Source organism: Amycolatopsis sp. NPDC051128, assembly GCF_040682715.1.
Classification (GTDB): domain Bacteria; phylum Actinomycetota; class Actinomycetes; order Mycobacteriales; family Pseudonocardiaceae; genus Amycolatopsis.
Window position 1 is genome coordinate 92,523 of sequence record NZ_JBFBBN010000016.1, and the last position, 25,144, is coordinate 117,666.

The 25,144-nt window shown below is 70.9% G+C and carries 31 protein-coding genes; 24 read left to right on the forward strand and 7 right to left on the reverse strand.

What is annotated here, in order from left to right; all coding sequences use genetic code 11:
• The first annotated feature begins 1 nt into the window (after position 1).
• The 5 genes from AB0M82_RS18910 (at position 2) to AB0M82_RS18930 (ending at position 3,704) form a co-directional block, all read left to right on the forward strand.
• Positions 2-1,141: an ArsA family ATPase gene (locus tag AB0M82_RS18910; RefSeq protein ID WP_364723134.1), complete on the forward strand. Its 1,140-nt coding sequence runs from the start codon at positions 2-4 to the stop codon at positions 1,139-1,141.
• Positions 1,138-1,569: a hypothetical protein gene (locus tag AB0M82_RS18915; RefSeq protein WP_364723136.1), complete on the forward strand. Its 432-nt coding sequence runs from the start codon at positions 1,138-1,140 to the stop codon at positions 1,567-1,569. The genes AB0M82_RS18910 and AB0M82_RS18915 overlap by 4 nt, the downstream gene beginning before the upstream one ends.
• A 15-nt stretch (positions 1,570-1,584) precedes the next feature.
• The gene (locus AB0M82_RS18920) at positions 1,585-2,523 is read left to right on the forward strand and encodes an ROK family protein (protein ID WP_364723271.1); all 939 of its coding nucleotides are present in this window, start codon (positions 1,585-1,587) and stop codon (positions 2,521-2,523) included.
• A gap of 86 nt (positions 2,524-2,609) precedes the next feature.
• Positions 2,610-2,846: a hypothetical protein gene (locus AB0M82_RS18925; RefSeq protein ID WP_364723139.1), complete on the forward strand. Its 237-nt coding sequence runs from the start codon at positions 2,610-2,612 to the stop codon at positions 2,844-2,846.
• Between the two features lie 12 nt (positions 2,847-2,858).
• Complete coding sequence (locus tag AB0M82_RS18930) at positions 2,859-3,704, forward strand: NUDIX hydrolase (protein WP_364723141.1); 846 nt, start codon at positions 2,859-2,861, stop codon at positions 3,702-3,704.
• Here the strand turns inward: AB0M82_RS18930 and AB0M82_RS18935 are convergent, their stop codons facing one another.
• From AB0M82_RS18935 to AB0M82_RS18945, 3 genes are read right to left on the reverse strand one after another with little or no spacing between them, the layout of a single operon-like run.
• Entirely contained in the window at positions 3,705-4,844 is a 1,140-nt protein-coding gene (locus AB0M82_RS18935; protein WP_364723143.1) for a glutamate--cysteine ligase, read from the reverse strand.
• Positions 4,845-4,855: 11 nt separating this feature from the next.
• Positions 4,856-5,386 (reverse strand): hypothetical protein, encoded by a 531-nt coding sequence (locus AB0M82_RS18940; protein ID WP_364723145.1) that lies wholly within the window; start codon positions 5,384-5,386, stop codon positions 4,856-4,858.
• Entirely contained in the window at positions 5,383-6,150 is a 768-nt protein-coding gene (locus AB0M82_RS18945; protein ID WP_364723273.1) for an alpha/beta fold hydrolase, read from the reverse strand. Before AB0M82_RS18945 ends, AB0M82_RS18940 begins: the two co-directional genes overlap by 4 nt.
• A gap of 211 nt (positions 6,151-6,361) precedes the next feature.
• Here AB0M82_RS18945 and AB0M82_RS18950 point away from each other — a divergent pair, with 211 nt between their 5' ends.
• The 16 genes from AB0M82_RS18950 to truA all read left to right on the forward strand — a co-directional run bounded on the left by AB0M82_RS18950 (position 6,362) and on the right by truA (position 17,797).
• Positions 6,362-7,123, forward strand: coding sequence for a lysophospholipid acyltransferase family protein (locus AB0M82_RS18950; RefSeq protein WP_364723147.1), 762 nt, complete (start codon positions 6,362-6,364; stop codon positions 7,121-7,123).
• A gap of 17 nt (positions 7,124-7,140) precedes the next feature.
• Complete coding sequence (locus AB0M82_RS18955) at positions 7,141-7,629, forward strand: polyadenylate-specific 3'-exoribonuclease AS (protein ID WP_364723149.1); 489 nt, start codon at positions 7,141-7,143, stop codon at positions 7,627-7,629.
• Positions 7,630-7,991: 362 nt separating this feature from the next.
• A complete protein-coding gene (locus AB0M82_RS18960; RefSeq protein ID WP_364723151.1) occupies positions 7,992-8,966 on the forward strand; it encodes a hypothetical protein in 975 nt (324 codons plus the stop codon).
• 22 nt (positions 8,967-8,988) lie between these two features.
• Positions 8,989-9,642, forward strand: a complete 654-nt coding sequence (locus AB0M82_RS18965; protein WP_364723154.1) for a LysE family translocator — start codon at positions 8,989-8,991, stop codon at positions 9,640-9,642.
• A 282-nt stretch (positions 9,643-9,924) separates the two neighbouring features.
• A complete protein-coding gene (gene secY / locus AB0M82_RS18970) occupies positions 9,925-11,232 on the forward strand; it encodes a preprotein translocase subunit SecY (protein WP_364723157.1) in 1,308 nt (435 codons plus the stop codon).
• On the forward strand, positions 11,229-11,783 hold the full coding sequence (locus tag AB0M82_RS18975) for an adenylate kinase (RefSeq protein ID WP_364723159.1): 555 nt from the start codon (positions 11,229-11,231) through the stop codon (positions 11,781-11,783). Before secY ends, AB0M82_RS18975 begins: the two co-directional genes overlap by 4 nt.
• Before the next feature lie 44 nt (positions 11,784-11,827).
• Positions 11,828-12,601, forward strand: a complete 774-nt coding sequence (gene map, locus AB0M82_RS18980; RefSeq protein WP_364723162.1) for a type I methionyl aminopeptidase — start codon at positions 11,828-11,830, stop codon at positions 12,599-12,601.
• A gap of 332 nt (positions 12,602-12,933) precedes the next feature.
• Positions 12,934-13,155: a translation initiation factor IF-1 gene (infA, locus tag AB0M82_RS18985; protein WP_004558881.1), complete on the forward strand. Its 222-nt coding sequence runs from the start codon at positions 12,934-12,936 to the stop codon at positions 13,153-13,155.
• A gap of 37 nt (positions 13,156-13,192) precedes the next feature.
• Positions 13,193-13,306 (forward strand): 50S ribosomal protein L36, encoded by a 114-nt coding sequence (rpmJ, locus tag AB0M82_RS18990; RefSeq protein ID WP_004558882.1) that lies wholly within the window; start codon positions 13,193-13,195, stop codon positions 13,304-13,306.
• A gap of 206 nt (positions 13,307-13,512) precedes the next feature.
• Entirely contained in the window at positions 13,513-13,893 is a 381-nt protein-coding gene (gene rpsM / locus AB0M82_RS18995; protein ID WP_034285908.1) for a 30S ribosomal protein S13, read from the forward strand.
• Positions 13,890-14,075, forward strand: a complete 186-nt coding sequence (locus AB0M82_RS19000; protein WP_020643221.1) for a hypothetical protein — start codon at positions 13,890-13,892, stop codon at positions 14,073-14,075. The genes rpsM and AB0M82_RS19000 overlap by 4 nt, the downstream gene beginning before the upstream one ends.
• Before the next feature lie 18 nt (positions 14,076-14,093).
• Positions 14,094-14,501: a 30S ribosomal protein S11 gene (gene rpsK, locus AB0M82_RS19005; protein WP_247060546.1), complete on the forward strand. Its 408-nt coding sequence runs from the start codon at positions 14,094-14,096 to the stop codon at positions 14,499-14,501.
• A gap of 23 nt (positions 14,502-14,524) precedes the next feature.
• Positions 14,525-15,130 (forward strand): 30S ribosomal protein S4, encoded by a 606-nt coding sequence (gene rpsD / locus AB0M82_RS19010; protein ID WP_364723166.1) that lies wholly within the window; start codon positions 14,525-14,527, stop codon positions 15,128-15,130.
• A 93-nt stretch (positions 15,131-15,223) separates the two neighbouring features.
• Positions 15,224-16,294, forward strand: coding sequence for a DNA-directed RNA polymerase subunit alpha (locus AB0M82_RS19015; protein WP_364723168.1), 1,071 nt, complete (start codon positions 15,224-15,226; stop codon positions 16,292-16,294).
• A gap of 44 nt (positions 16,295-16,338) precedes the next feature.
• Positions 16,339-16,893: a 50S ribosomal protein L17 gene (rplQ, locus tag AB0M82_RS19020; protein ID WP_364723171.1), complete on the forward strand. Its 555-nt coding sequence runs from the start codon at positions 16,339-16,341 to the stop codon at positions 16,891-16,893.
• A gap of 73 nt (positions 16,894-16,966) precedes the next feature.
• Positions 16,967-17,797 (forward strand): tRNA pseudouridine(38-40) synthase TruA, encoded by an 831-nt coding sequence (truA, locus tag AB0M82_RS19025; protein ID WP_364723276.1) that lies wholly within the window; start codon positions 16,967-16,969, stop codon positions 17,795-17,797.
• Between the two features lie 85 nt (positions 17,798-17,882).
• Here truA and AB0M82_RS19030 read toward each other — a convergent pair whose 3' ends face one another.
• Genes AB0M82_RS19030 through AB0M82_RS19040 form a run of 3 tightly spaced genes read right to left on the reverse strand, consistent with a single transcriptional unit; the run spans position 17,883 to position 20,172 of the window.
• Positions 17,883-18,602 carry a hypothetical protein gene (locus tag AB0M82_RS19030; protein WP_364723173.1) on the reverse strand — a complete coding sequence of 240 codons (720 nt, stop codon included), beginning with the start codon at positions 18,600-18,602 and terminating at the stop codon, positions 17,883-17,885.
• The gene (gene eccE / locus AB0M82_RS19035; protein ID WP_364723175.1) at positions 18,599-19,780 is read right to left on the reverse strand and encodes a type VII secretion protein EccE; all 1,182 of its coding nucleotides are present in this window, start codon (positions 19,778-19,780) and stop codon (positions 18,599-18,601) included. The genes AB0M82_RS19030 and eccE overlap by 4 nt, the downstream gene beginning before the upstream one ends.
• A gap of 17 nt (positions 19,781-19,797) precedes the next feature.
• On the reverse strand, positions 19,798-20,172 hold the full coding sequence (locus tag AB0M82_RS19040; RefSeq protein WP_364723178.1) for a hypothetical protein: 375 nt from the start codon (positions 20,170-20,172) through the stop codon (positions 19,798-19,800).
• A gap of 253 nt (positions 20,173-20,425) precedes the next feature.
• Between AB0M82_RS19040 and eccB the strand changes: the two genes are divergently transcribed.
• The 3 genes from eccB to AB0M82_RS19055 all read left to right on the forward strand — a co-directional run bounded on the left by eccB (position 20,426) and on the right by AB0M82_RS19055 (position 23,505).
• Entirely contained in the window at positions 20,426-22,060 is a 1,635-nt protein-coding gene (gene eccB / locus AB0M82_RS19045; RefSeq protein ID WP_364723180.1) for a type VII secretion protein EccB, read from the forward strand.
• Between the two features lie 63 nt (positions 22,061-22,123).
• Entirely contained in the window at positions 22,124-22,444 is a 321-nt protein-coding gene (locus AB0M82_RS19050; RefSeq protein WP_364723183.1) for a hypothetical protein, read from the forward strand.
• Entirely contained in the window at positions 22,441-23,505 is a 1,065-nt protein-coding gene (locus AB0M82_RS19055; protein WP_364723186.1) for a WXG100 family type VII secretion target, read from the forward strand. The genes AB0M82_RS19050 and AB0M82_RS19055 overlap by 4 nt, the downstream gene beginning before the upstream one ends.
• Positions 23,506-23,523: 18 nt before the next feature.
• On the opposite strand, the gene AB0M82_RS19060 is transcribed toward AB0M82_RS19055, so the two are convergent.
• Positions 23,524-25,134 carry a S8 family serine peptidase gene (locus AB0M82_RS19060; protein WP_364723188.1) on the reverse strand — a complete coding sequence of 537 codons (1,611 nt, stop codon included), beginning with the start codon at positions 25,132-25,134 and terminating at the stop codon, positions 23,524-23,526.
• Positions 25,135-25,144 lie beyond the last annotated feature (10 nt).

Here is a 25,144-nt window from a genome sequence, read left to right on the forward strand (position 1 = left end):
CGTGCGGATCCTGCTGTTCACCGGCAAGGGGGGTGTCGGGAAGACCACGCTGGCCGCGGCCACCGGCGCCGCGCTGGCCGCCCGCGGCAGGAAGACCCTCGTCGTGTCCACCGACCCGGCGCACTCCCTCGGCGACGCCTTCGGCCACGCCCTCGGCGCCGAACCGTCCGAAGTGGACGCTCTCCTCTCGGCCGTCCAGATCGACTCGCGGACGTTGGTGGACACCACCTGGCACCGGCTGCGGGCCGAGTTGCGGGCGGTGCTGGCCGGCGTGGGACTCGACACCTTGGACGCCGAAGAGCTGACCGTCCTGCCCGGCGTCGACGAGCTGCTCGCCCTCACCGAGGTCCGCCGGCTGGCCGAGGACGGCCCATGGGAGACCATCGTCGTCGACTGCGGCCCGACGGCCGAGACGCTGCGGCTGCTCGCGCTGCCCGAAGCCGTCTCCGGCTACCTGACCCGCGCGTTCGGGCGCCGCGGCCGCGTCACCGAATCGGTGCGCCGCCTCGGCGCACACCTGGACGGCCTGCGCGCGCTGCTCACCGAGCCGTCGGTGACCACGGTCCGGCTCGTGCTCACGCCGGAGCGGGTGGTCGTCGCCGAAGCGCGGCGCACGCTCAGTTCGCTGGCCCTGCGCGGCATCGCCGTCGACGGCCTGATCGCCAACCGGCTGATGCCCGCGCCCGGCGTCTGGCGCGGCGGCGCCGGGTCGTGGCTGCGCACGCGGCGGACGCAGCAGGACGCCGTGCTCGCGGAGCTGGCGGCCGCCGGGTTCGGGCCGTCGACGCTGTCCCGCGTCGAGCACCGCGCCGTCGAACCGGTCGGGCTGCCCGCGCTGTTGGAGATCGCCGCCGAGCTCTACCGCGGCGCCGACCCGCTGGACGGTGACGGCACGCCCGTCACCCCGCTGCTGCGCGTGCGGCCGGCGCCGGACGGGTACACACTGCGCATCGCGATCCCGCTCGGGCGGGACGCCGAGGTCGATCTCGCCCGCGTCGACGACGACCTGGCGATCACCGTGGACGGTTTCCGCAGGCTCATCGCCCTGCCGGAGTCGCTGCGGCCGTGCCGGATCACCGGCGCGGAATCCGACGCCGACGGCCTGCTCGTGAGCCTGGCCGGGAATCGGGGACGCGGGTGAGCGAAGACGAACACGGGCCGCGGCTCGCGGAGGAGATCCGCCTGCTCGCCGAGATGGTCGTGGAGAAGGCGGCGCCGTGGCTGGACGGCCTGGTCGCGGCCGGGCACGGCACCGCGACCCCCGCCGAGGGGAGGGCGGACGGTTCGGTGTGCGGCTGGTGTCCGCTGTGTGCGATCGTCGCCGTTGTGCGAGGTGAACGGCCTGAGCTGGCCGCCCGGCTGGTCGAGCAGCTCGCGCAGCTGGTCGCCCTGCTGCGCGCGGTGCTCGCGGACCGCTGGGAGCCGGACGAGGGCGTGCACATGCCCGGGTTCCGGCCCGCGCCGCGGCCCACGGCGGACCCCATGGCGGACCCTATGGCGGCGACGCCGCGGGTACAGCACATCACCGTCCGCAGACGGGACGAGTGGCGGCCGGATCGGGAGAGCTGAGTGCGGACGATAGGGGTGGACGTCGGCGGGACGAGCATCCGGGCCGGCGTGGTGGACGAACGCGGCTCCCTGCTCGACACGGCCCGCGTCGCGACGCCGACCGAGGAAGGCGCGCTCGAGGACGCCATCGCCGGCGTGGTCGAGGACCTGCGCAACCGGCACGAGGTGGCCGGGGTCGGCCTGGCGGTGGCGGGGTTCGTCGCGCGGGACCGCCGGTCGGTGATGTTCGCGCCGCACCTGGCGTGGCGCGGCGCGCCGGTCGCCGACCGGATCGAAAAGCGCGTCGGCCTGCCGGTCCTGCTGGAGCACGACGTCAATTCGGCGATCGTCGGCGAGCACCGCTTCGGCGCGGCCCGCGGCGCGCAGGTGGCGGCGCTGGTCGCCCTGGGCACCGGAATCGGCGCCGGGCTGCTGCTGGACGGCAAGCTGTACCGGGGCGCGTACGGCGTCGCGCCCGAGCTGGGGCACCTGACGGTGGTCCGGGGCGGGCGGCCCTGCCCGTGCGGCAAGTACGGCTGCTGGGAGCGCTACTGCAGTGGAACGGCACTGGCGGCGACGGCGGTGGAGCTGCTGGCGCGGCACCCGGGCCGTTCGACGGTGCTGGCCCCCCAGGTCGCGGGCGACCCTGGCTCGGTGACGGGCCGCCGGGTGGCGGGCGCCGCCCGCGACGGCGACCCGATCGCCCAGCTGGCGATGGCGGAGCTGGCCAAGTGGCTCGGCGAGGGCCTGGCCCTGGTGGCGGACGTGTTCGACCCGGAGATCATCGTGATCGGCGGCGGGGTGTCGGAGTCGGCGCCGCTGTTCCTGGACGAGGCGCGAGAGCACTACGCGGGCACGATCACGGGCGCCCGGCACCGCCCGCTGGCGAGGATCCGCACGGCCCACCTGGGCGACGACACGGCGATCGTCGGCGCGGCGACCCTGGCCCTGGAAGCGGCGAAGACCCTGGTCTGACCCGGTCCCCGACGTCGCGAATGACCAAGGCCGGGCAGTTACCCACGGCCGTGAATGGCACATTGAGGGACTCTATGTCCCTCAATGTGCCATTCACGGCCAAGACCGGCCGGAAACGGGTGGCGGTGGTCGCCGGCGCCGTCATGATCCTGGGCTGGACCCTGGTGGCGCACTTCTGGATCCAGCCCCTCTTGCCGGCCCCGGTCGTGGCCGGCGTCCTGCTGGGCGGGATCACGCTCGGCATTCTCCTCACCGCGGTCATCGGCGGCCGCGCGAAGAAGGCGCCCGAAAGCGATGACCGGCGACCCCCGGCCGACCTGTGACACGCTGGACCGGTGAGTGACCCGTCCGCGAGCGTGTTCGTCCGCTGTTCCTGCGGGCACCTCCACTGGGGCCGCTACGGCGCTGCGGGCCTGCTGCTCGTCGATCCGGCGCGCGGGGTCCTGCTGCAACGGCGGGCCTGGTGGGTGCACCACGGCCGGACCTGGGCGCTGCCCGGCGGCGCCATCGAGGCGGGGGAAACCGCGGTCAAAGCCGCCGCTCGCGAAGCCTTCGAAGAGGCTTCCGTGCCCGCCGGAGCCTTCCGGGCGGTCTCGGCGTCCGTGGTGGACCATGGGGACTGGAGCTACACCACCGTGCTCGCCGTCGCCGACGGGGCCGAAGCGCGGGTCGCGAACACCGAGAGTGCGGAGGTGCGCTGGGTGGACCCCGACGACGTCCCTGGGTACCGGCTGCACCACGACTTCGCCGCCGCCTGGCCGGACCTGCGCGACCGCATCGGCCATGAGCTCGTCCTGGTCGTCGACGCGGCCAACGTCGTCGGCTCGCGGCCGGACGGCTGGTGGCGTGACCGGCACGGCGCCGCCGAGCGCGTCCGCGACCAGCTCGCGAAACTCGCCGAAGCCGGCGTGCCGGACCCCGGTGACCCGGCCGTCACCTGGTGGCCCCGGATCGTCCTGGTCGTCGAAGGCAAGGCCAGGCACGTCGGGCCCGTGCCCGGCGTCGAGGTCGTCGCGGCGGACACCGACGGCGACTCGAAGATCGTCGAGGTCGTCGCGAAGCAGGCCGGCGCCCGGATCCTCGTCGCGACCGCCGACCGCGAACTGCGCCGGCGGGTCGAAGCCCTCGGCGCGTCGATCCTCGGCCCCGGCACGCTGCGCACCCAGCTCGACGGGCTCTAGCTAGTCCTTCGAAATCCCGTCCCGCATCTCGGCGACCAGCGACGCGACGACGGCCTTGAGGCTGCCCTTGTGCCGGTCCGCGACCGCCCGCTGCCGCTGATAGCTCGGCCCGTGGCGAAGGATCGTCTCGACGTCGCGCAGCTCCGCCACGCAGTCCAGCCGCCGCGCCACCGGCTCCAGCCGGTCCAGCAGATCGCTGATGTCGTCGGTGACCAGCCGTTCGCGCCCGGCCGCGTCCAGGATGACGATCGCATCGGTGCCGTAGCGGGCCGCGCGCCACTTGTTCTCCTGGACGTGCCACGGCGGCAGGGTGGGGAGGATCTCGCCGTCCTCGAGGCGCTCGCAGAAGTCGTCGACCAGGCACTGCGTCAGCGCCGCGATCGCGCCGACCTCCATCAGGGTCGGCAGCCCGTCGCAGACGCGCATCTCGATGGTGCCGAGATGCGGGGCCGGCCGGATGTCCCAGCGGATCTCCGAGAAGTGGTCGATCACGCCGGTGGTGAACATGTCCTCGACGTAGCTCTCCAGCTCCGTCCACTTCCGGAACTGGAACGGCAGCCCGGCCGTCGGCAGCTGCTGGAACATCAGCGCCCGGTTCGACGCGTACCCGGTGTCCTCGGCTCCCCAGTACGGCGACGACGCCGACAGCGCCTGCAGGTGCGGCGCGTAGTTGAGCAGCGCGTCGAGGATCGGCAGCACCTTCTCGCGGTGGTCGATCCCGACGTGCACGTGGACGCCGTAGATCAGCATCTGCCGGCCCCACCACTGCGTCCGGTCGATCAGCTTGGCGTAACGCTCCTTGTCGGTGACCTTCTGCTGGTACCAGTTCGAGAACGGGTGCGTCCCGGCCGAGAACATCTCGACGCCGAGCGGGTCGGCGACGCCGTGGACGACGTCGAGGGAGTCGTTCAGATCGGCCTTGACCTCGGCGATCGTGTCGCAGACGCCGGTGATGACCTCGACGGTGTTGAGCAGCAGCTCCTGCTTGATCTTCGGGTGCTCGGCGGCGCCGTCCGGGCGGACCGCCTCGAGGATCCGCTCGGCGACCGAGGACAGCTCGCCGCTGCGCCGGTCCACCAGGCCGAGCTCCCACTCCGCGCCGACGGTCGATCGCCGCGAAGGACTGAACTCGATGTGCATCGCCGTCCGCGTCAGACCTGGGCGCCGTTGCTCGGGTCCGCGCCGGGCGGCGGACCCTGGCGCACGCGAAGCAACAGCAGCGCGATCGCCGTCGCGAGCGCGAGGATGCCCAGCGGCGTCGCCACCGTCGGGCCCACGCCGATCGCGCCGGGCACGATGAGCAGGAACAGCCCGGCCAGGAACAGCAGCAGGATGAGGAACGCGCCCATCTTCGGCCGCGGCAGCGGCGGCGGCTCCGGCGGGACGTAGTGCTCGTCGTCGGCCGCCGGGTCGTCGGAGAACATCGTGGTGTCCCACGACGTGCCCCCGGACCGCCAGCCGGGGTCCGCCGGGGTGTCCACGGCGGGCGGCTCGGCCGGCCGGTCCGGCGTCTTCCGCGACTCGCTCTCCGCGCCGGCCGCGGACGCGGCGCCGCCGGCCGCGGCGGCGTCGGAGTCCGAGCCGGCGGTTTCGGGGAACCCGAACCCCTCGGCCCGCAGGTCGGCGACGATCTCGGCGAACGTCGCGTCGACGTCCTCCGGCCCGTCCTTCCCGCGGCTCATGCGGTCTCCTCAGGCTGTGCGGCGTGCGCCTTCGCGAACTCGACGCTCCGCGTGAAGATCACCTCGGCGTCGTTGTCCTGCGTCGCCACGTGGTAGCTGTTCTCGAGCACGACCTCGGTGACGTCGGTGCTCGAAACGCCCTTCAGCACCAGCTGCGAGTTCACCGGCTCGACCACGTGGTCGACCGTCGAGTGCAGCAGGAGCACCGGCTGGGTCACCTTCGCCAGGTCGGCGCGCACGATCGCCCACAGCCGCGCCAGGCTCGCCGCCGCCCGGACCGGGGTCCTCGGGTAGGCCAGCTCCGTCTCGCCCGGCTTCTTGATGTCGTTCGCGATCGCCGGCACTGACGGCACCACCCGGGCCAGCACCGGCAGCAGCCGCGTGTCCCACTTCAGCCGCGTCACCGACGGGTTGACCAGCACGATCCCGGCGATCCGGTCGCCGAACTCCTCGGCCAGGCGCAGGGTGAGCGTCCCGCCCATCGACAGGCCGCCGACGAACACCGTCCGGCAGGTCGCCAGCAGCGCCAGCAACGCTTCGCGGACCGCGCCGTACCAGTCCTCCCACGTCGTCCGGTTGAGGTCCGGCCAGCGGGTGCCGTGCCCGGGCAGCAGCGGGCAGCGCACGGTGAACCCGGCTCCGGCCAGGTGATCACCCCAGGCCCGCATGCTCGCCGGGGTACCGGTGAACCCGTGGCAGAGCAGGAACCCGGTCTCGGCCGAACCGGTGTGGCCGAACGGTTCCGCGCCGGCGAGCACGCCCATGCGATCGCCTTCCGTGTGAGCGGTGTAGGCCATCCATGCTCTCACGCCCGGCGGGCGTTGTGGGGGTCCGCCCGGGCCCGGAATTCGCTGTGAGATCGATCGCTGCTTCGGTGGTATCCGGGTGGTCTCCGTTGTGCGGCGGCCACGGGGGTTCGTAGGCTGTTCCGGCGGGCGACAGGGGCTACAGCTGCGATGGAGGACTGAGACACCGGTGCTGTACTGGCTCATGAAGTGGGTGTTCCTCGGTCCGCTGCTCAAGGCGCTGTGGCCGACCAAGGTCGTCGGTGCGGAGAACATCCCCGAGAGCGGCGGCGCGATCCTGGCCGGCAACCACCTGGCGGTGGCGGACTCGTTCTTCATGCCGCTGCGGGTCAAGCGCAAGGTGACCTTCCCGGCCAAGTCCGAGTACTTCACCGAGCCCGGCTTCAAGGGCAAGCTCAAGAAGTGGTTCTTCACCGGCGTCGGCCAGTTCCCGATCGACCGCTCCGGCGGCAACGCCGCGCAGGCCGCGCTCGACACGGCGATCCGCCTGGTCAAGGCCGGCCACCTCCTCGGCATCTACCCCGAGGGCACCCGCTCCCCGGACGGCCGGCTGTACAAGGGCAAGACCGGCGTCGCCCGGATCGCCCTGGAGTCCGGCGGCGTGGTGGTGCCGGTGGCGATGATCGGCACCGACAAGGTCAACCCCATCGGCTCGAAGATGTGGTGGCCACGCCGCCTCGAAGTCCGCTTCGGCAAGCCCCTGGACTTTTCGCGGTACGAGGGCCTCTCTGGCGACCGTTTCATCGAACGGTCCATCACCGACGAGATCATGTACGCCCTGATGGAGCTGTCCGGCCAGGAGTACGTCGACATCTACGCGGCGAAGGCGAAGGAACTGCTGGCCGCCGAGGCCGCCGGCGTCAAGCCGAAGGTGCCTGCACAGCCCGGCGCGCGCGACGCGGCCCGGGTGCCCGACAGCAAGGTCGGCTAGCCGACTAGGGTTCACCGGTGCGTTTTTTCTACGACACCGAGTTCATCGAGGACGGCGTGACGATCGACCTGGTGTCGATCGGTGTCGTTGACGAGCGTGGCCGCGAGTTCTACGCGGTCTCCACGGACTTCGACCCGGCGAAGGCCGGGCAGTGGGTCCGCGACAACGTCCTGGACAAGCTGCCCTCACCCGCCGACCCGGCCTGGCGCAGCCGCGAGAAGATCCGCACCGACCTGCTGGAGTTCTTCGGCAAGCCACCGGGCGGCATCGAGCTGTGGGCCTGGTTCGCCGCGTACGACCACGTCGCGCTCGCCCAGCTGTGGGGCCCGATGCCGGCCCTGCCGCGGCAGCTGCCACGGTTCACCCGCGACCTGCGCCAGCGCTGGGAGGACGCCGGGAAGCCGAAGCTCCCGGCGGCCCCGACCGACCAGCACGACGCCCTCGCGGACGCGAAGCACAACCTCGCCCGCTGGGCGGTCATCGAAAACTACTTCCCGCGCCGCTGACGCCGGCCTCGCGCGGTGCCGCGAATGACTCATTCGCGACCTGCGAGGTCCCCGATGAGTCATTCGCGCAAGGCTGGGTAGTTAAGGATTCCTCTGCCGCGCAAGCGGTCAACGGAAGGCCGTGAATGGCCCATTGAGGGACTCTATGTCCCTCAATGGGCCATTCACGGCTGTGGGCGAGGGCCCGGCGCTTGCCGCGCTCGCGTGTCTCCTGACAGCTGGCGGCTCGGTTCTGCCGCTGTTCCGCATCGACGAGCCGGCGGGCACGGACTCGGGCGTGGCGATCACCGTTCTGCCGCCCGAGCGGGGACTGACCGGATAGTTCCCTTGCCGGGACGGGGATCCGGACGGAGGATCACAGGGTGGACAGACCATCGCAGGACTCCGGCCCGCCGTCCGACACCGGCGAGTCGCCGCTGAGCTTCCCTGTCGAGGCGCCGAAGCTCGCGGGCGTCGAACCGGGGACGGGGGCGCCGCTGGGCTTGCCCGCGGAGGCCAGGCCGCTCGGGGGCCCGTTGGCTTTTCCGGCGGAGGCCTCGGCAGGGCCGCCGAGCATCCCACCCGCGTCGCCGTTTCAGGCCGAGTCCCCAAGGCTCGCCGAGCTGACGCCCTTGCCGTTCCCCGTGGCCGAGCTGCCTGGCTCAGCCGCAGCCGCAGCCGCAGCGACCGCACCGCCGCCGGATCCCGCCGCCGGGCATGGGCCGGTCCCGCTCCCGGCGCCGCCGTCGTCCGAGCTGCTCCGCTTCGTCCCGCCGGCCCTCACCTCCGTCGCCGCACTGATGGTCGTCGGTGGCTGCTTCCTGCCGCTGTTCCGGATCCAGCAGCACCTCAACGTCGGCCAGCGGTTCTTCGAAGCCCAGCTGACCGTCACCAAGACCGCCTGGGCCACCCTGATCGACATACCCGGCCAGGAAGCCGCCGACCGCCCGGGCGCGCCACTGGGCATCCCGCTCGTCATCGTGGCCGCCTTGCTGGCCGTCGCGGCGGTCGCCGCCTTCTCGCGGCCCGGCCGCGGCTTCGCCCGGCGGCTGGTCTCCGCGAGCGCGGTCTTCACGGCCGGTGTCGTCACCACCGTCGGGATGAGCCGGTTCGAGTGGTCCGCCCTCCTCGGGGCCGAGGACCTGGAGGTCACCACCGCGCCCGGCATGTGGCTGCTGATCTCGGCCACCGTCCTGGCCGCCGCGGCGGCGGTGGTCGCCTCCCTGCCCGCCTGGAAGGGCTCCACCCAAGACTGGGCCGACCCCGCGATCGCCTACACCGACACCCCGACGCCGCCCTCCGGCGTCGCCATCACCGTGCTGCCCCCGGACCCGGAGGACGACGAGCAGCGTCCTTAACCCGTTGGCGACCGCCGCTACGGTGGGGACGGAGGTGGTCGTCGTGTCGTGGCTGCTGGTCTTCTTCGGGGCGTCGGTGCTCATCGCCCTTACGCCGGGGGCGAACAACCTGCTCGGTCTCCACCACGGCATGACGCACGGTGTTCGCCGGGGCCTCGCCGGGCTCGGCGGCCGGCTGGTCGCGTTCACCCTGTTGATCGCCGCCGTCGCGGCCGGACTGGGGCAGCTCCTGGCCGCGTCCGAGACCGCGCTGACGATCATCAAGTGGGCCGGCGTCGCCTACCTGCTCTGGCTCGGCCTTCGGCTCCTCCGGTCCACCTTCCGCCGCGGGAACGAGCCGGCCGGGGCCACCCCAGCGGCCACCGGACCGACGTCCGCGTGGCGCGTCGCGCGCAAGGAGTTCAGCGTCGCGATCACCAACCCGAAGGCGATCCTGATCTTCACGGCCTTCGTCCCGCAGTTCATCGACGCAGGTCACGGCCCCTTTTCGGCGCAGATCGCACTCCTGGGGGCGGTGTACCTGCTGGCCGAGTTCCTGGCCGGCTCGGCCTACGTCGGCGTCGGGGCCGCGGTGAAAGCGTTCGAGCTGTCGCGGCGCGCCCGCCGCACCGTCGACCGCGGCACCGGGGTGGTCCTGGTCGGCTTGGCCGGGGTCCTCGCGACCTCGAACGCGTGACGTTCCCAGCCCGGAAACCGTCCGCACCGCGGGCCGGTGTGTCAAGGAATACGACCAAGACGGGGATGTGGATCAACCCGCCGGAGCAACCTTGGTACGGAAAACCCACACGGACTGCGGACACGCCCTGTGAAGCTGTTAGAGTCGGCGACACGCTTCGGGACGAGTGTGCCCCGAAGCGTTCCTGGCTTGCGTGCCAGTAGTGCTGTGTTCCCGCCGGCCCCGTGCCGGCCAAGCCGATCGTCGGTTAGGACAGCCGACGACGCCGAGGAGGTCCCCCGCGTGCTCAGCGCCTTCCGCTCGGCTCTCGCGACGCCGGATCTACGCAAGAAGATCCTGTTCACGCTAGCCATCGTCGCGGTTTACCGAATCGGTGCGACCATTCCGGCCCCCGGTATCTCGTATGGTGCCGTACAGGCTTGTAGTTCCCAGGCGCAGCAGGAGGGCGTCTACCAGCTGCTGAACCTGTTCAGCGGTGGTGCGCTGCTGCAGCTGTCGCTGTTCTCGACCGGCATCATGCCGTACATCACGGCGAGCATCATCATCCAGCTGCTCACCGTGGTCATCCCGCGGTTCGAGGAGCTGAAGAAGGAAGGGCAGTCCGGCCAGGGCAAGCTGACCCAGTACACCCGGTACCTGACGATCGCGCTGGCGATCCTGCAGGCCACCGGCGTGGTCGCGCTCGCGGACCGCAAGCAGCTCTTCCCCGACTGCGACTCGCCGATCATCCCGGACAACAGCGTCTACTCGCTGGCGATCATCGTCATCACCATGACCGCGGGCACCGCCGTCATGATGTGGCTGGGCGAGCTGATCACCGAGCGCGGTATCGGCAACGGCATGTCCGTCCTGATCTTCCTGAACATCGCCGCGCGCATCCCGGTCGAGGGCGGCAACATCCTGTCCAACGGCGGTGGCGTCGCGCTGACGATGATCTGCGTCTTCGGCCTGGTGATCATCGCGAGCGTCATCTTCGTCGAGCAGGGGCAGCGCCGGATCCCGGTGCAGTACGCCAAGCGCATGATCGGCCGCCGGATGTACGGCGGCACGTCGACCTACCTGCCGATCAAGGTGAACCAGGCCGGCGTCATCCCGGTCATCTTCGCGTCGTCCCTGCTGTACCTGCCGGACCTGATCAGCCGCCTCGTCGGCGACCAGAACAGCAACTCCGGCTGGCAGGTCTTCATCAAGAACTACATCGTGAACCAGTCCAGCTGGGTGCACATCGCGCTGTACTTCGCCCTGATCATCTTCTTCACGTACTTCTACATCACGATCACGTTCAACGTGGACGAGCGTGCGGACGAGATGAAGAAGTTCGGCGGCTTCATCCCGGGTATCCGTCCCGGCCGCCCGACCGCGGAGTACCTGAGCTTCGTGCTCGGCCGGATCACCCTCCCCGGTTCGCTGTACCTGGGCATCATCGCGATCCTTCCGAACTTCTTCCTGTCGCTGACCGGTAGCGGGAACAACCAGAACTTCCCGTTCGGTGGCACGGCTGTGCTGATCATGGTCGGTGTCGGCCTTGACACCGTGAAGCAGATCGAAAGCCAGCTGATGCAGCGCAACTACGAAGGGTTCTTGAAGTGACGCGCCTGGTTCTCGTCGGACCGCCCGGTGCGGGCAAGGGCACCCAGGCGGTGGCCCTGTCCGAGCAGTTGCGCGTCCCGCACATCTCCACCGGTGACCTGTTCCGCGCGCACGTCGGTCAGGAGACCCCGCTGGGCCAGGAGGCGAAGCGCTACCTGGACTCGGGTGAGCTCGTGCCCGACTCGGTGACCAACGAGATGGTCCGGGAGCGGCTCGCCGAGCCGGACGCGAAGGTCGGCTTCCTGCTCGACGGCTTTCCCCGCAACACCAAGCAGGCCGAGGTCCTCGGCGAGATCCTGGGTGACGCGGACGTCGCGCTCGACGCCGTGATCCAGCTGCAGGTCCCGGAGGACGTCGTCGTCGGGCGGCTCATGTCGCGCGGCCGCGCGGACGACACCGAAGAAGTCATCCGCCGCCGTCAGCAGATCTACGTGTCGGACACCGCGCCGCTGCTCGAGTACTACGCCGACATCCTGGTGACGGTCGACGGCGTCGGCAGTGTCGAAGAGATCTCCGGCCGCGTGCTGAAAGCGCTGCGCGACCGCACGTGAATCTCGGAGGATTGCGTGTTCTGCAAGTGCTCCGCCGTGGGCGCATGATCGAGGTCAAGACCCCCGGTGAGCTGGAGGCGATGCGAGCCGCGGGGCTCGTCGTCGCCCGCACGCTGGCGGCGGTTCGCGCCGCCGCGGCGCCGGGGGTCAGCACCGCCGAGCTCGACGAGCTGGCCGAGCAGACGATCCGGGACGCCGGCGCGGTGCCGTCGTTCAAGGGCTACCACGGCTTCCCGGCGTCGATCTGCGCTTCGGTGAACGAACAGATCGTCCACGGCATCCCGGCGAAGACCCAGGTCCTCGCCGACGGCGACATCATCTCGGTCGACTGCGGCGCGATCCTCGACGGCTGGCACGGCGACTCCGCGGTGACGCTGGCGATCGGCAAGGTCGCGGACGTCGACCTGGCGCTGTCCGCGGCGACCGAGGCAGCGATGTGGGCCGGGATCGAGGCGGTCGTCGCCGGCGGCCGGCTCACCGACATCTCTTACGCCGTCCAGTCGGCGGCCGAACGCGCGGGCCGCGACGACGGCGTCGAGTACGGGATGATCGTCGAGTACGGCGGTCACGGCATCGGCCGCCAGATGCACATGGACCCGTTCCTGCCGAACATCGGCAAGCCGGGCAAGGGCCCGCGGCTGAAGGCCGGCATGGCGCTGGCGATCGAGCCGATGCTGACCGGCGGCGACGGGGAGACCCGCGAGCTGGACGACGGCTGGACGGTGGTCACGGCCGACGGCTCGCGAGCGGCCCACTGGGAGCACACGGTCGCGATCACCGACGACGGTCCCTGGGTACTCACCGCTCCCGAAGACTGATTCCGGGGGTTCCGGGTGGCGGAGCCCCCGGCCCCGGGCGGAGCCCGGGTTGATACAGACTCCTGACCTGCGCATTCACCCGTCGGTGTTAAGCATGGACTCCGTGACCTGGGCGCTCACCTAGCACGGTTACCCCCAGGTTGGGGTCGCGACACGGGTTGCGTACACTGTCAAGTCGGCGCACTTATCGCGCCCGGATCCTGCGCGTTCGTGAATTCACGGTACTGGGACTCGGGCACCAGTGTGTCGACGTTCCACCCAGACAGGCACTCGTGCTCATCTGATCACTCAGTGTAGCGACAGGCAGTGTTGACGAAGGAAATGCGGAGGACATGGCGAAGAAAGACGGGGCCATCGAGGTCGAAGGCCGCGTAGTCGAGCCGCTCCCCAACGCGATGTTCCGCGTCGAGTTGGAGAACGGTCACAAGGTCCTGGCACACATCAGCGGCAAGATGCGGCAGCACTACATCCGCATCCTGCCTGAGGACAGGGTTGTCGTGGAGCTGTCGCCCTACGACCTCTCTCGTGGTCGCATCGTCTACCGCTACAAGTGATCACGAAGAGCAGCTCAGAAGCAGGAGAGCAGAAGACGTGAAGGTTCAGCCGAGCGTCAAGAAGATCTGCGACAAGTGCAAGGTGATCCGCCGCCACGGCCGGATCATGGTGATCTGCGAAAACCTGCGGCACAAGCAGCGGCAGGGCTGATCTCCCGCACTCGAACCAGAGTGGATTGACGGCTACACACCCTCCCCGCACCTGCCGGATCACGCGAGTGAGCCGGTTCACCCCCGGACTTCAGGCCGGGGCCGGGACACCCGAAGCGCAAGCCGAGGGCACGACAGGCGAGTCGGTCCCGGAACCGGACGGGGAGCAGACCTGAAGATGAATTCTATGAAGGAGCATCAACGCCAATGGCACGACTCGCTGGCGTAGACCTCCCCCGCGAAAAGCGGTTGGAGATCGCGCTTACGTACATCTACGGCATCGGCCGTACCCGCTCGAAGCAGCTCATCAAGGCTGCCGAGCTCAACGCGGACACTCGCGTCAAAGACCTCAGCGATGACGACCTCGCGAAGCTGCGTGTGTACATCGAAGAGAACTTCAAGGTCGAGGGTGACCTTCGCCGCGAGGTGAACGCCGACATCCGTCGGAAGATCGAGATCGGGTGCTACGAGGGCCTTCGGTGGCGTCGCGGACTTCCCGTCCGCGGTCAGCGCACCAAGACCAACGCCCGTACCCGCAAGGGTCCGAAGAAGACGGTCGCCGGCAAGAAGAAGGCTGGCAAGAAGTGAGCGTCCAGGGCAAGAAGGTCGTGCAGATGGGTGGCGCCCAGCGCCGCGGCTCGGCTTGTGTCTCGCCCAAGGCGCTCTACGCCCGCCCGATGGCGCTCCGCAACCTGTACACCGACGCCGGTTCGATCATCCGGCGCGGACAGGCCGAAGCGGTCGCCGCTCACCAAGAGAACGCGCGCTAACAGGAGAACCCTCAGAACATGCCACCGAAGTCTCGTACCGCGGCGGGGACCAAGAAGGTCCGCCGCAAGGAAAAGAAGAATGTCGCGCACGGTCACGCGCACATCAAGAGCACCTTCAACAACACCATCGTCTCGATCACGGACCCGACCGGTGCCGTGATCGCGTGGGCGTCGAGTGGTCACGTGGGCTTCAAGGGCTCGCGTAAGTCCACCCCGTTCGCCGCGCAGATGGCCGCCGAGAACGCCGCCCGCAAGGCCGCCGAGCACGGCATGAAGAAGGTCGACGTCTTCGTGAAGGGCCCGGGTTCGGGCCGCGAGACGGCGATCCGCTCGCTGCAGGCGGCCGGCCTCGAGGTCGGCACCATCCAGGACGTGACCCCGCAGCCTCACAACGGCTGCCGCCCGCCCAAGCGGCGCCGGGTCTGAGGAACGGGGAGGAGTAAGAAGAAATGGCTCGTTACACCGGCCCCGCGACGCGTATTTCGCGTCGCCTCAAGGTTGACCTCATCGGCGGCGACCAGGCTTTCGAGCGTCGCCCCTACCCGCCGGGCCAGCACGGCCGCGGGCGCATCAAGGAGTCCGAGTACCTCCTGCAGTCGCAGGAGAAGCAGAAGGCTCGTTACACCTACGGCGTTCTCGAGCGTCAGTTCGTCCGGTACTACAAGGAAGCCGTCCGGCGTCCTGGCAAGACCGGTGAGAACCTGCTGCAGATCCTCGAGTCCCGCCTGGACAACGTGATCTACCGTGCCGGCATCGCCCGCACCCGCCGTCAGGCGCGTCAGCTGGTGAGCCACGGCCACTTCCTGGTCAACGGCACCAAGGTCAACGTCCCGTCGTTCCAGGTCTCGAAGTGGGACATCATCGACGTGCGGCCGAAGTCGTTCGCGATGCTGCCCTTCGTCGTGGCGAAGGAGTCCTACGGCGACCGCCCGATCCCGGCGTGGCTGCAGGTCGTCCAGTCCAACCTCCGCGTGCTGGTCCACCAGCTGCCGGAGCGTGCGCAGATCGACGTTCCGGTTCAGGAACAGCTGATCGTCGAGCTCTACTCGAAGTAATCGAGTCACGACGGCGGCGCCCTCCGGGCGCCGCCGCCGCGCCATCCCTTCGACGTCATATGGCGGGCGTCGTCTGGAAAGGAATTAGGAAGAATGCTGATTTCCCAGCGGCCGGCTCTCGGCGAAGAGACGGTCAACGAGACCCGCTCCCGGTTCACCATCGAACCGCTGGAGCCCGGCTTCGGCTACACGCTCGGCAACTCGCTGCGGCGCACGCTGCTGTCGTCCATCCCGGGCGCGGCCGTGACGAGCATCCGCATCGACGGCGTGCTGCACGAGTTCACCACCGTTCCCGGGGTGAAGGAAGACGTCACCGACGTCATCCTGAACCTCAAGGAGCTCGTGGTGTCCTCGGAGGAGGACGAGCCGGTCACCATGTACCTGCGCAAGCAGGGCCCCGGTGAGGTCACGGCGGCCGACATCGTGCCGCCGGCCGGTGTCACCGTGCACAACCCGGATCTGCACATCGCGTCGCTGAACGGCAAGGGCAAGCTCGAGATCGAGCTCGTCGTCGAGCGCGGCCGCGGTTACGTTCCGGCCCTGCAGAACAAGCAGGCGGGCGCGGAGATCGGCCGGATCCCGGTCGACTCGATCTATTCGCCGGTGCTGAAGGTGACGTACAAGGTCGAGGCCACCCGTGTCGAGCAGCGCACCGACTTCGACAAGCTGATCCTGGACGTCGAGACCAAGCCGTCGATCACACCGCGCGACGCGGTCGCGTCGGCCGGCAAGACGCTGGTGGAGCTGTTCGGTCTCGCTCGCGAGCTGAACGTCGACGCCGAGGGCATCGAGATCGGCCCGTCGCCGCAGGAGGCGGACACCATCGCCGCCTACGCGATGCCGATCGAGGACCTGGACCTCACCGTCCGGTCGTACAACTGCCTCAAGCGCGAGGGCATCCACACGGTGGGCGAGCTCGTCTCGCGCAGCGAGGCGGACCTGCTCGACATCCGCAACTTCGGCGCCAAGTCGATCGACGAGGTCAAGCTCAAGCTCGTCGGCCTCGGCCTCGCGCTGAAGGACAGCCCGCCCGGGTTCGACCCGACCGCGGCTGCCGCCAGCTACGACGGTGAAGGCTGGTCGGAGGGTGTCGGCGGGATCGCCGACGGGATTTCGGACGGCCACGACGATGGCCAGGACTACGCAGAGACCGAGCAGCTCTAGGGCTCTGTGCCTGGACGCTGCGAGCTGAACTAGTAGGAGAACCAATGCCCACCCCTACCAAGGGAGCCCGGCTCGGCGGGTCGTCCGCGCACGAGCGGCTGATCCTGGCCAACTTGGCCACGCAGCTGTTCGAGCACGGCAAGATCACCACGACCGAGGCGAAGGCGAAGCGGGTCCGCCCGCTGGCCGAGAAGCTGATCACGAAGGCGAAGCGGGGCGACCTGCACAACCGCCGTCAGGTTCAGCGTGTCGTCCGTGACAAGGACGTCGTCCACAAGCTGTTCGCCGAGATCGGTCCGCACTTCGCGGAGCGTCCGGGTGGCTACACCCGGATCACCAAGACGATGGCGCGCAAGGGCGACAACGCCGCCATGGCCGTCATCGAACTGGTGCCCGAGAAGACCGTGACGAGCGAGGCCGAGCGCGCGCGCAAGACCAAGTTCGCCAAGGACGAGAAGGCCGCCGCTCCGGTTGCCGAGACCACCGAGGCGCCCGCCGCCGAGGAGGCTCCGGCTGCCGAGGAGGCCAAGGCCGAGGACACCACCGCCGCCGAGACCGAAGCCCCGGCTTCGGACGACGCGGACGCCAAGAAGGACTGACGTCCTGACGGCCGATTCGACACCGGACGAGCCCGCCACTCCCGCTTGGGAGGGCGGGCTCGTTCGTCTGCGCCTGGACGTCTCCTACGACGGCACGGACTTCTCGGGCTGGGCCCGTCAGCCGGGCCGCCGCACGGTGCAGGGCGTCCTGGAGGAGGCCCTGCGGCGGCAGCCACCGGGGTCCGCGGTGCCGAAGTCCGTGGTCGTCGCGGGCCGGACGGACGCGGGGGTGCACGCGACCGGCCAGGTCGTGCACCTCGACGTCGTCCCGCTGGTTCCTGGCGCGGCCGGCCGCGTCCCGGTCTCCGCGGTGGGTATCCCGGACCTGACCCGCATGGCGGGCCGCTGGAACCGCCTCCTGCCGGGCGACGTCCGGGTGCTGGGCGCCCGGGTGGCCCCCGACGGGTTCGACGCCCGGTTTTCGGCGATCCGGCGGCATTATCGTTACCGGGTCTCGGACGCCCCCTGGGGCGTGGACCCCTTGCGGCGCAACGACACCCTGGCCTGGGGACGGCCACTGTCGACGGACGCGATGAACGAGGCCGCCGCGTCGCTGCTGGGACTCCGTGACTTCGCGGCGTACTGCAAGCAGCGCGACACGGGCACGACCATCCGCGAGTTGCAGCGGCTGAGCTGGCGCCGGGTGGACGAGCACCTGCTGGAGGCCGAGGTCTCGGCGGACGCGTTCTGCCACTCGATGGTCCGCAGCCTGGTCGGAGCGCTGCTCCTGGTCGGCGACGGCCGCCGCGGCGGCTCGTGGCCCGCGGAGGTGCTGGCGAGCGGCGTCCGCGACAGCGCGGTGGCCCCGGCCCACGGCCTCACCCTCACCGCCGTCGACTACCCCCCGGACGCCGACTTGGCCGCCCGCGCCGAGCAGACCCGCAACATCCGCACCTCGCTCTGACGCCACCCCGAAAGCCGTGAATGTCGCATTGAGGGACTTCAAGTCCCTCAATGCGACATTCACGGACTTGGCCCGAAGGAAAGTCTCAGTCGCCGCGGCGGACCGGGCCCAGGATCTGCTGCTCCTTGCCCGTCGTGACCAGCCTCAGCGGGCGCCAAAGGTTGCGGCCCAAGGCCACCACCTGGTCGTCCTTCAGCATCGTCAGCTGGCGCATCATCTGCGGCGGCAGGTTCCAGATACGGCCCGCCAGCTCGGCCTGGCCCGCCGGGAGACGCTGCATCAGCACCAGGTCCGCCGCGTTCGCCGTCACGCCCGCCTGCGGGTGCAGGTACGGCAGGACGTAGATCGTCGTCTGCCACGGCGAGCGGGGCGGGAACAGGTCCTGCGGGGTCGGGCCGCCGTCCGTCACCACCAGCAGCGGCGCGTCCTCCGACGGCCGCGGCAGCTCGACCGGCGACAGCCGGCGGATCTGCACCAGCGGCGAAGGCCGTCCGTCGCGGTTGCCGGCCGCCTGGGACAGCACCTGCCACGCCGCCGGCCGCCCCGTCGCCACCACGACCCACGCGCCGACCGCCATCGCGCGCAGGGCCACTTGGCGGGCCAGGTACAGCCCGCCCACCAGCACGATGCGGGTCGGCGTCGAGCGGAGCGCCGAGATCGTCAGCGGCTCGCCCTTCAGGCCCGAGCCGAGCACGATGCCGCCGCGGTCACCCGAAGGGCTGATCGCGTCGAGCATCGCGGGGTCCACCGTGAACTCCGGCGCCACCCCGGTGTTGTGCCCGGCGTCGCGGACGCGGGAAGTCATGCCGTACCTCCGATCGGCAACGTCGCGGCGAACGCGGAGACCTGCAGCCCGCGCAGCGGCGTCAGGTCCACCCCGAGCCGCTCGGACAGTCCGTGCAGCCGCTGGTCGGCGGCGTCGAGTTCACGCGGGTTCCGCGCGCTCAGCCGGACCACGCCCCGCAGCCCGATCTTGCCGTCGTCGGACGCCGGGGAGATCGACATCGCCAGCGTCGCCGACAGCGCGCGGACGCTCGTCAGGGCGTTCAGGGTGCCGGTGATCTTGCCCTTCGGCCAGCCGGTGATCGCGTAGCTCGCGTGCCCGATCCCGGCCGCGGTGACGCCGGACCAGCGCTCCTGCATCGTGACCTTGGCAGGCGACCCGGCGACGGAAGTCAGCTCCGCGGCCGAAATGCTCGCCCGCAGCAGCTCGTCCGGGTCGAGCGGGCGCGTCGGCACGCCCTGCGACTCCAGGGCGTTGCGGACCCGCGAAAGCGCGCCGATCAGCGCGCGGTGGGCGCCGACGACGCCGCCGCCGCGCTCCCGGATCGCCGCCGGGCACCGCTTCGGGTCCAGCCGGATCGCGACCCACGTCGTCCGCCGCGCCGCCGCGGGCAGCGGCCCCAGCACCTCCATGTAGGAGCTCAGCGCCGGCGAGTCCGACGGCAGCGCCGCGCTGCCTGGGTAGCAGTGCCAGATCATCTGGATCGAGTCGAGGACCACGCCGCGGTCTTCGAGGCACGGGGCGAGCGCCGACAGCGGCAGGCTCGGCGCGCCGTCGGCCTGGGTGATCAGCGCCGGCGTCGGCTCGACGAGCAGCACCGCCGTCCACGTGCCGTCGTTCCAGGCGAGCCCGACCTGCTGGCGCTCGTGGTCGACGCCGTGCGCGACGACGAGGTCCGGCACGGCGATGCGGAGCAGGTTCACGCGGGCGTCGTCCGCGCCGGTCACCGTCGTCTCCTCGGCGGCCATCGCCTCGACGGTGCTCGGCGGCAGCGGGTTCGCGACCCGGTCGTGGGACCGGAAGGAGTAGCGCAGCGTGAGCCCGACCCACTGGGTGAACCAGCGGCCGCGCCAGCGCAGCAACGCGACGATGAGGGCGAAGGCGAGGATGCCGATCCCGACGTACTTCAGCGACATGTCGATCGCGAGCAGCACGAGCCCGGCCGCGAGGCCCACCTCGAGCACGACGAGGTTCGCCACGGGGAGCGGGCCGAGGGTCACGCCTGTGGAACGGCGCCGCGCCGGGGGCGCCGTCCGGGCCGGGGGCGGGGGAGTGGCCGCGCCGCCGGAGCCACCGCTGTCGGGCCCCTTGGGACCGCCAGGGCCACCCGGTCCGCCGGGACCGCTGGGGCCACCAGGTCCGCCGGGGCCACCCGGCCCACCGGGCCCGCCCGGGCCGCGCGGGGGGACGCCTGGCCGGGCGGGGACGCCCACCGGACCGCCAGGGCCACCACCGGGTTTACCGGGACCCGCCGGACCGCCACCGGGCCCGCCAGGCCCTCCGGGAACTCCACCGGGGCCACCGGGTCCGCCAGGTCCACCGGGGACGCCACCAGGGCCACCGGGAACGCCACCGGGTCCTCCCGGACCACCGGGTCTGCCCGGCCGCGGCGGCGGGCCCGGCGGGCGACCACCGGGCGGCGGGGGCCCGGGCGGGCCAGGCGGACGTGGAGGAGTGGTGACGGACATCCGCGCTTTCTCTTCCCCTCGTGCTTGCTGCGTACCCGGAAGCCGGGTCCCGGGATGCCCGACACTAGCTTGAGTTGGTAGAAACCCCACACCAGACGGTCCCCGTACGGCTATCCTGCGGAACCGTACCGCGACGGGGAGAGCTGTAGGTCGAGAATGCCATCAACACCCACGACTAAGTCTCAGGTCCAGGCGTATCAGTTCGTCCTACGGCGGATGCAGTCGGCGCTGGTCCGGCGGGACGCCGTGATGCTGCACGACCCGATGCGCACCCACACGCGGGCCACCATCGTCGGGGTCGTGCTCGGGGCGCTCGGCATGATCGTGTTCGTCGTCTGGGGGCTGCTCAGCCCGGCGCCGTCGGTGCCGGACGCCGGGAACATCGTGATCGGCGAGCAGTCCGGCACGGTCTACGTCGTGACGGGGAACCCGAAGAAACTGATCCCGACGTTCAACCTCGCGTCGGCGCGGCTTCTCCTGCTGGCCCAGCAGAAGCAGTCGAGCTCGGGAGGTGCGGGCGGCGCGCCGGCTGCCCCGGCCGCGGCGGCGAGCGCGGCGAGTGTGAAGAATCCCACGGTCGTTTCCGACGCCCAGCTCGAGTCCATTCCGCGCGACAAACTCACCGGAATTCCGGACGGTCCCCAGCTGATTCCGTCGGATTCGCAGCGCATTTCCCCCAATTGGGCGGTCTGCGACCAGGTCCAGCTCGACCTGACGCAGCCGAACCCCGATCTGGGCAGGACCAACACCTACGTCTTCGGCGGCGTCGCGCCGAGCGGCCTCGGCGCCGAGCTGGGCGACAACGAGGCGTTGCTGGCGTCCGCCGACAACGGCAAGACCTACCTCATCTACCGGCTGCCGAGCTCGCGGAACCGGCCGAACGCCAACACCGTGCGCGCCGAGATCGACGACAGCGACGCCAACCACGCCGTCCGGACGGCCCTGCAGCTGCAGACGAAGCCGCGGAAGATCACCCAGGGCCTGCTGAACGCGATCCCCGAGGTCGCGCGCCTGACGCCGCCGCCGATCGCGAGCGGCTCGGCTCCGGCGGACTTCGACCGGCTGACCGCGGGCGACGTCTTCGCCACGCAGCCCGCCGGTGAGCAGCCGAACTACTGGGCGATCACGACGACCGGCATCCAGCGGGTTTCCAACGCGGTCGCCGACATCATCCGCGTCGCGAAGAACGGCAGCTCCAGCCAGATCAAGACGCTGGGGCTCGACAAGCTCGCCGGGGTGCGCGTCCTGCAGGCAGGCGATCCCGACTACATCCCGGTCGACGACTTCCCGCGGTCGGTCCCGACGGTCCTCGACGCGACGAAGAACTCGTCGGTCGCGTGCCTGGGCTGGTCGCTGGTCGGGGACGGCGCGGACCGTGACGCGCACACCTCGGTGTACGTCGACAACCTGCTGCCCGGGCAGAAGGGCACCGGGGACAAGTTCACCCCGATGACGGTGACCACGCTCGGCCCGAACAACGTGCCGGTCAACGGCTTCTACCTGAAGCCGGGGTTCGCCGCGGTCGTCCAGTCCGCCACCGGCAAGGCCAGCTTCGGCAAGGGCGCGATCCAGCTGATCTCCGACCGGGGCATCCGCTACAGCGTGCCGGACGCCGCGACCGCGGACGCGATCGGACTGAGCAACCGGCAGCCCGCGCCCGAGTCGATCATCGGGCTGCTGCCGACCGGGGCCTCGCTGAACACGCAGGACGTGCTGCGGCAGTTCGACTCCGTGCCGATCGACCCGAACGCCGGCACGTTCGCGGCGCCGAGCCGGCCGGCGGGGAACTGACCGGAACCGCCGGGCCGCCGTGGGCGTCACACGCCCGAAGAGTCCTTGGTGAGCGGAGGTGCCGTGGCCGGCTTGAGGATGGACGGCGCCGTCGTCGTCGAATACGCCAAGACGGCCGAGGAGGCCGCGGCCGAACTGGACTCGGCGGCGGCCGAAGTGGGCGGTGAGGGCGTTTCCGCCGAGTCCTACGGCGCGCTGGGGGCGCAGATCGGGCTCGGGGAGTCGTACGGCCGCGCGGCGGGCGCGTTGCGGCGTCAGCTGACCGACGGCGCGGAGGCGCTGCGCTCGGCCGGCGAGGCGCTGCGGCGGGTGACGGTGCGGCACGGCGGTCAGGACGACGAGGCCGCGGAGCTGATCAAGCGGGCTGGGAGGCTCGAGGGATGACCGCCGAAGCGGAAAGCTCCACCAAGTCCCGCACAGCCGGTCCCGGCGCGGAAGGCGACGAGATCGCCGCGGCGGCCGAGCCGTACCTGGCCTACCTGTCGGACGTCGCGCGGCAGCTCGGGTTGATCGACCCCGTCGAGACGTACTTCCGGCCGCTGGTCGGCCGCTGGGGCGACCTGGGCGCCGAAGCCGACCGGCTGCGGCAGGCGGCCGCCGCGGCGGCCGAGGTGTCCGCGCGGCTCGACGACGGGCTGGGCCGCTTGGACGCGGGCTGGGAGGGCCGCGACGCGGACGCGTTCGTCGCGTACGTGCGGGAGATCGGCGCCGCGGGCGGTGACCTCCAGGAGGCACTCACCGTCCTGGCCGGCGCGCTCGACGAGATGGTGACGACGCTGCGCGGCATCACCGTCGACCTCGTCGAAGTACTGGTGGACGCGGCGGACCTGATGTCCGAAACCCTGTCGCTGCCGAGCGGCGGCACCCGGCGGGCGCGCGCTCAGCTGCAGGAAACGCAGGAATCGGCGAAGGCCCTCTACGAGACCGCCCGCGACGTCATGGAGGCCTTCGACCGGCTTTGCGACGGCGTCGACGACCCGGACGGTGCCACGCGGACCATCGATATCAAGCACCGGTACCCGCAGGAGCGGTTCAAGCTCCACGACGCGGCCCTGAACGAAGAAGGAACGCCGGCCACGACGTCGGCCACAACGCCGTCCTCCGCTGACGAAGTGATGACGCCGTCCTCGGCCTCCGCCTCGGGCGACCCGGCGGAGCCGCGGCACACGGGCGCCGGCACCCCGGAGAACGGGCCGTCCGCCGAAGGGGCCGCCCAGCAGGCGCCCGCGCCGGAGAACTCCGCGAACCACGGCGTTTCCGGCGTCCCGATGATGCCGATGATGGGGTTCGGCGCCTTCGGCACGGGTGGCCAGGGACGGCGTCCGTCGAAGACGCGGCCGGTCACGAAGACGTCGGAACTGCTGGGGGAGCCGGGTCTGGTGGCTCCGCCGGTGATCGGCGAGGACGAGAACGCGCCGCAGCCGAAGAAGCCGCCCGCGAAGTGAGCCCCCGGCGGGACCCGGTCAGCGGCGGTTGGCGCCGGTCTCGGCCGGGCGGTTGCGGCGGATCGTGCGCACCACGAACAGCGTGATCAGCAGGGCCACCAGGCCGCCCACCGTGCCGGCCAGCGCCACGATCACCGGCGTCGAGCTGTGGTCGTTCGCCGGCGGGAGCTGGGCCAGTTGCGGGGCGGGCTTCGGCGCCGCGTTCCCCAGCTCCGACGGCAGGCTCTGCGTCAGCGCCGCCACCGGGTCGATGACGCCGTAGCCGACGAAGTTGTCGCGCCCGCCAGGAGCGGCCGGGTGCTGGGCCGTCTCCTTGATCCGGTTGATGATGCCCTTCGCGTCGAGGTTCCGGTACTTCGCCTTGACCAGCGCCGCCAGCCCCGCGACGTACGGCGCGGCGAAGCTCGTGCCCTGGATTTCGCTGGGCTTGTCACCGCTTTCGAACGTCAGGTTGGCCAAGCTTTTCGAACCTTCGGCGGGGTCGAGCGAAATGATCTTCGTGCCGGGTGCCGCGACGCCGACCCAGGGGCCGTGCACGCTGAACTGGGCCACGCCGCCGGTTTCGTCGATCGCCCCGACCGACAGCACGTCGTCGGCGAACCACGGGGGCGTCACGATCGTCTTCGGCTTCTTCGCGTCCGGCTGGTCGTTCTGCGGGCACGTGTCCGTCGCGTTGCCCGCGGCGGCGATGATCACGATGCCCGCCTGCGCCGCGAAGTGCACGGCGGCCTGGACCTGTTGCTCGCCTTCGGTGATGTTGCCGTCGGCGGTGCGGCAGTTGTCGACCGACATGTTGATGACGTCGGCTTCCCGCCGCTCGGCGATGCCACGGATGATCTCGGCCAGCGTCTTCAGCGTGCCCGCGGTGCCGGCCTTCTCCAGCTGGCGCCCGCCGTTGGACTGCCCGGGCGACGTCTGGTCGCCTTCGCTGCCCCCACCGCCGCCGCTCGGCGGCAGCGCCGTGTTCGACCCCGTCGGCGGGTTGGTGCTCGACGACGGCGTGCCCGAGTTGCCCGACGGCGACGAGGTCTTGGTGTCGGGCTGGTAGTTCTCGCTCAGCTGGCGGTAGGACACGATCGTCGCGTCCGGGGCGACGCCCACGAACCCGACCTCCGGCTTGTCCGGCTTGGCCGCGATGATCCCGGCGACCTCGGTCCCGTGGCCGTCGCAGTCTTCGAGCCCCGGCCGCTGGCCGTGCGTCGGCGTCGCGACGTAGTCGCCGCCGGACTGCACCCGGTTCTGGAACCACGGGTGCTGCGTGACGCCGGTGTCGATCACCGCGACCCGGACGCCACCGCCGGCGCTTCCCGTGGCGGCCTTGACGATCTCCTGCGCCTTCGAGATCTGCAGGTACTCCTGGCCCCACGGCCGGTTCTTGATCTCGATGTTCTCGCCGAGGCTGCGCTGCACGCACGCCTTCGACTGCTGGTACGTCTTGTCCGGCCCGCGCGAGTCCGGGATCAGCTTGCTCATGTCGACCGGCGGCGGGGTCGCGAAGTAGCCGTTCGCCGGCGCGGTCTGCGCCGACGCCGGCGCGCCGCCGGTCAGCGGCGACAGGACGCCGATGGTGCCGGCCAGCAGGGCGGTCGTGGTCCGCCGGGCGGCGCCGGGACGTCGTGCTACTGCCATCCGAGATTCA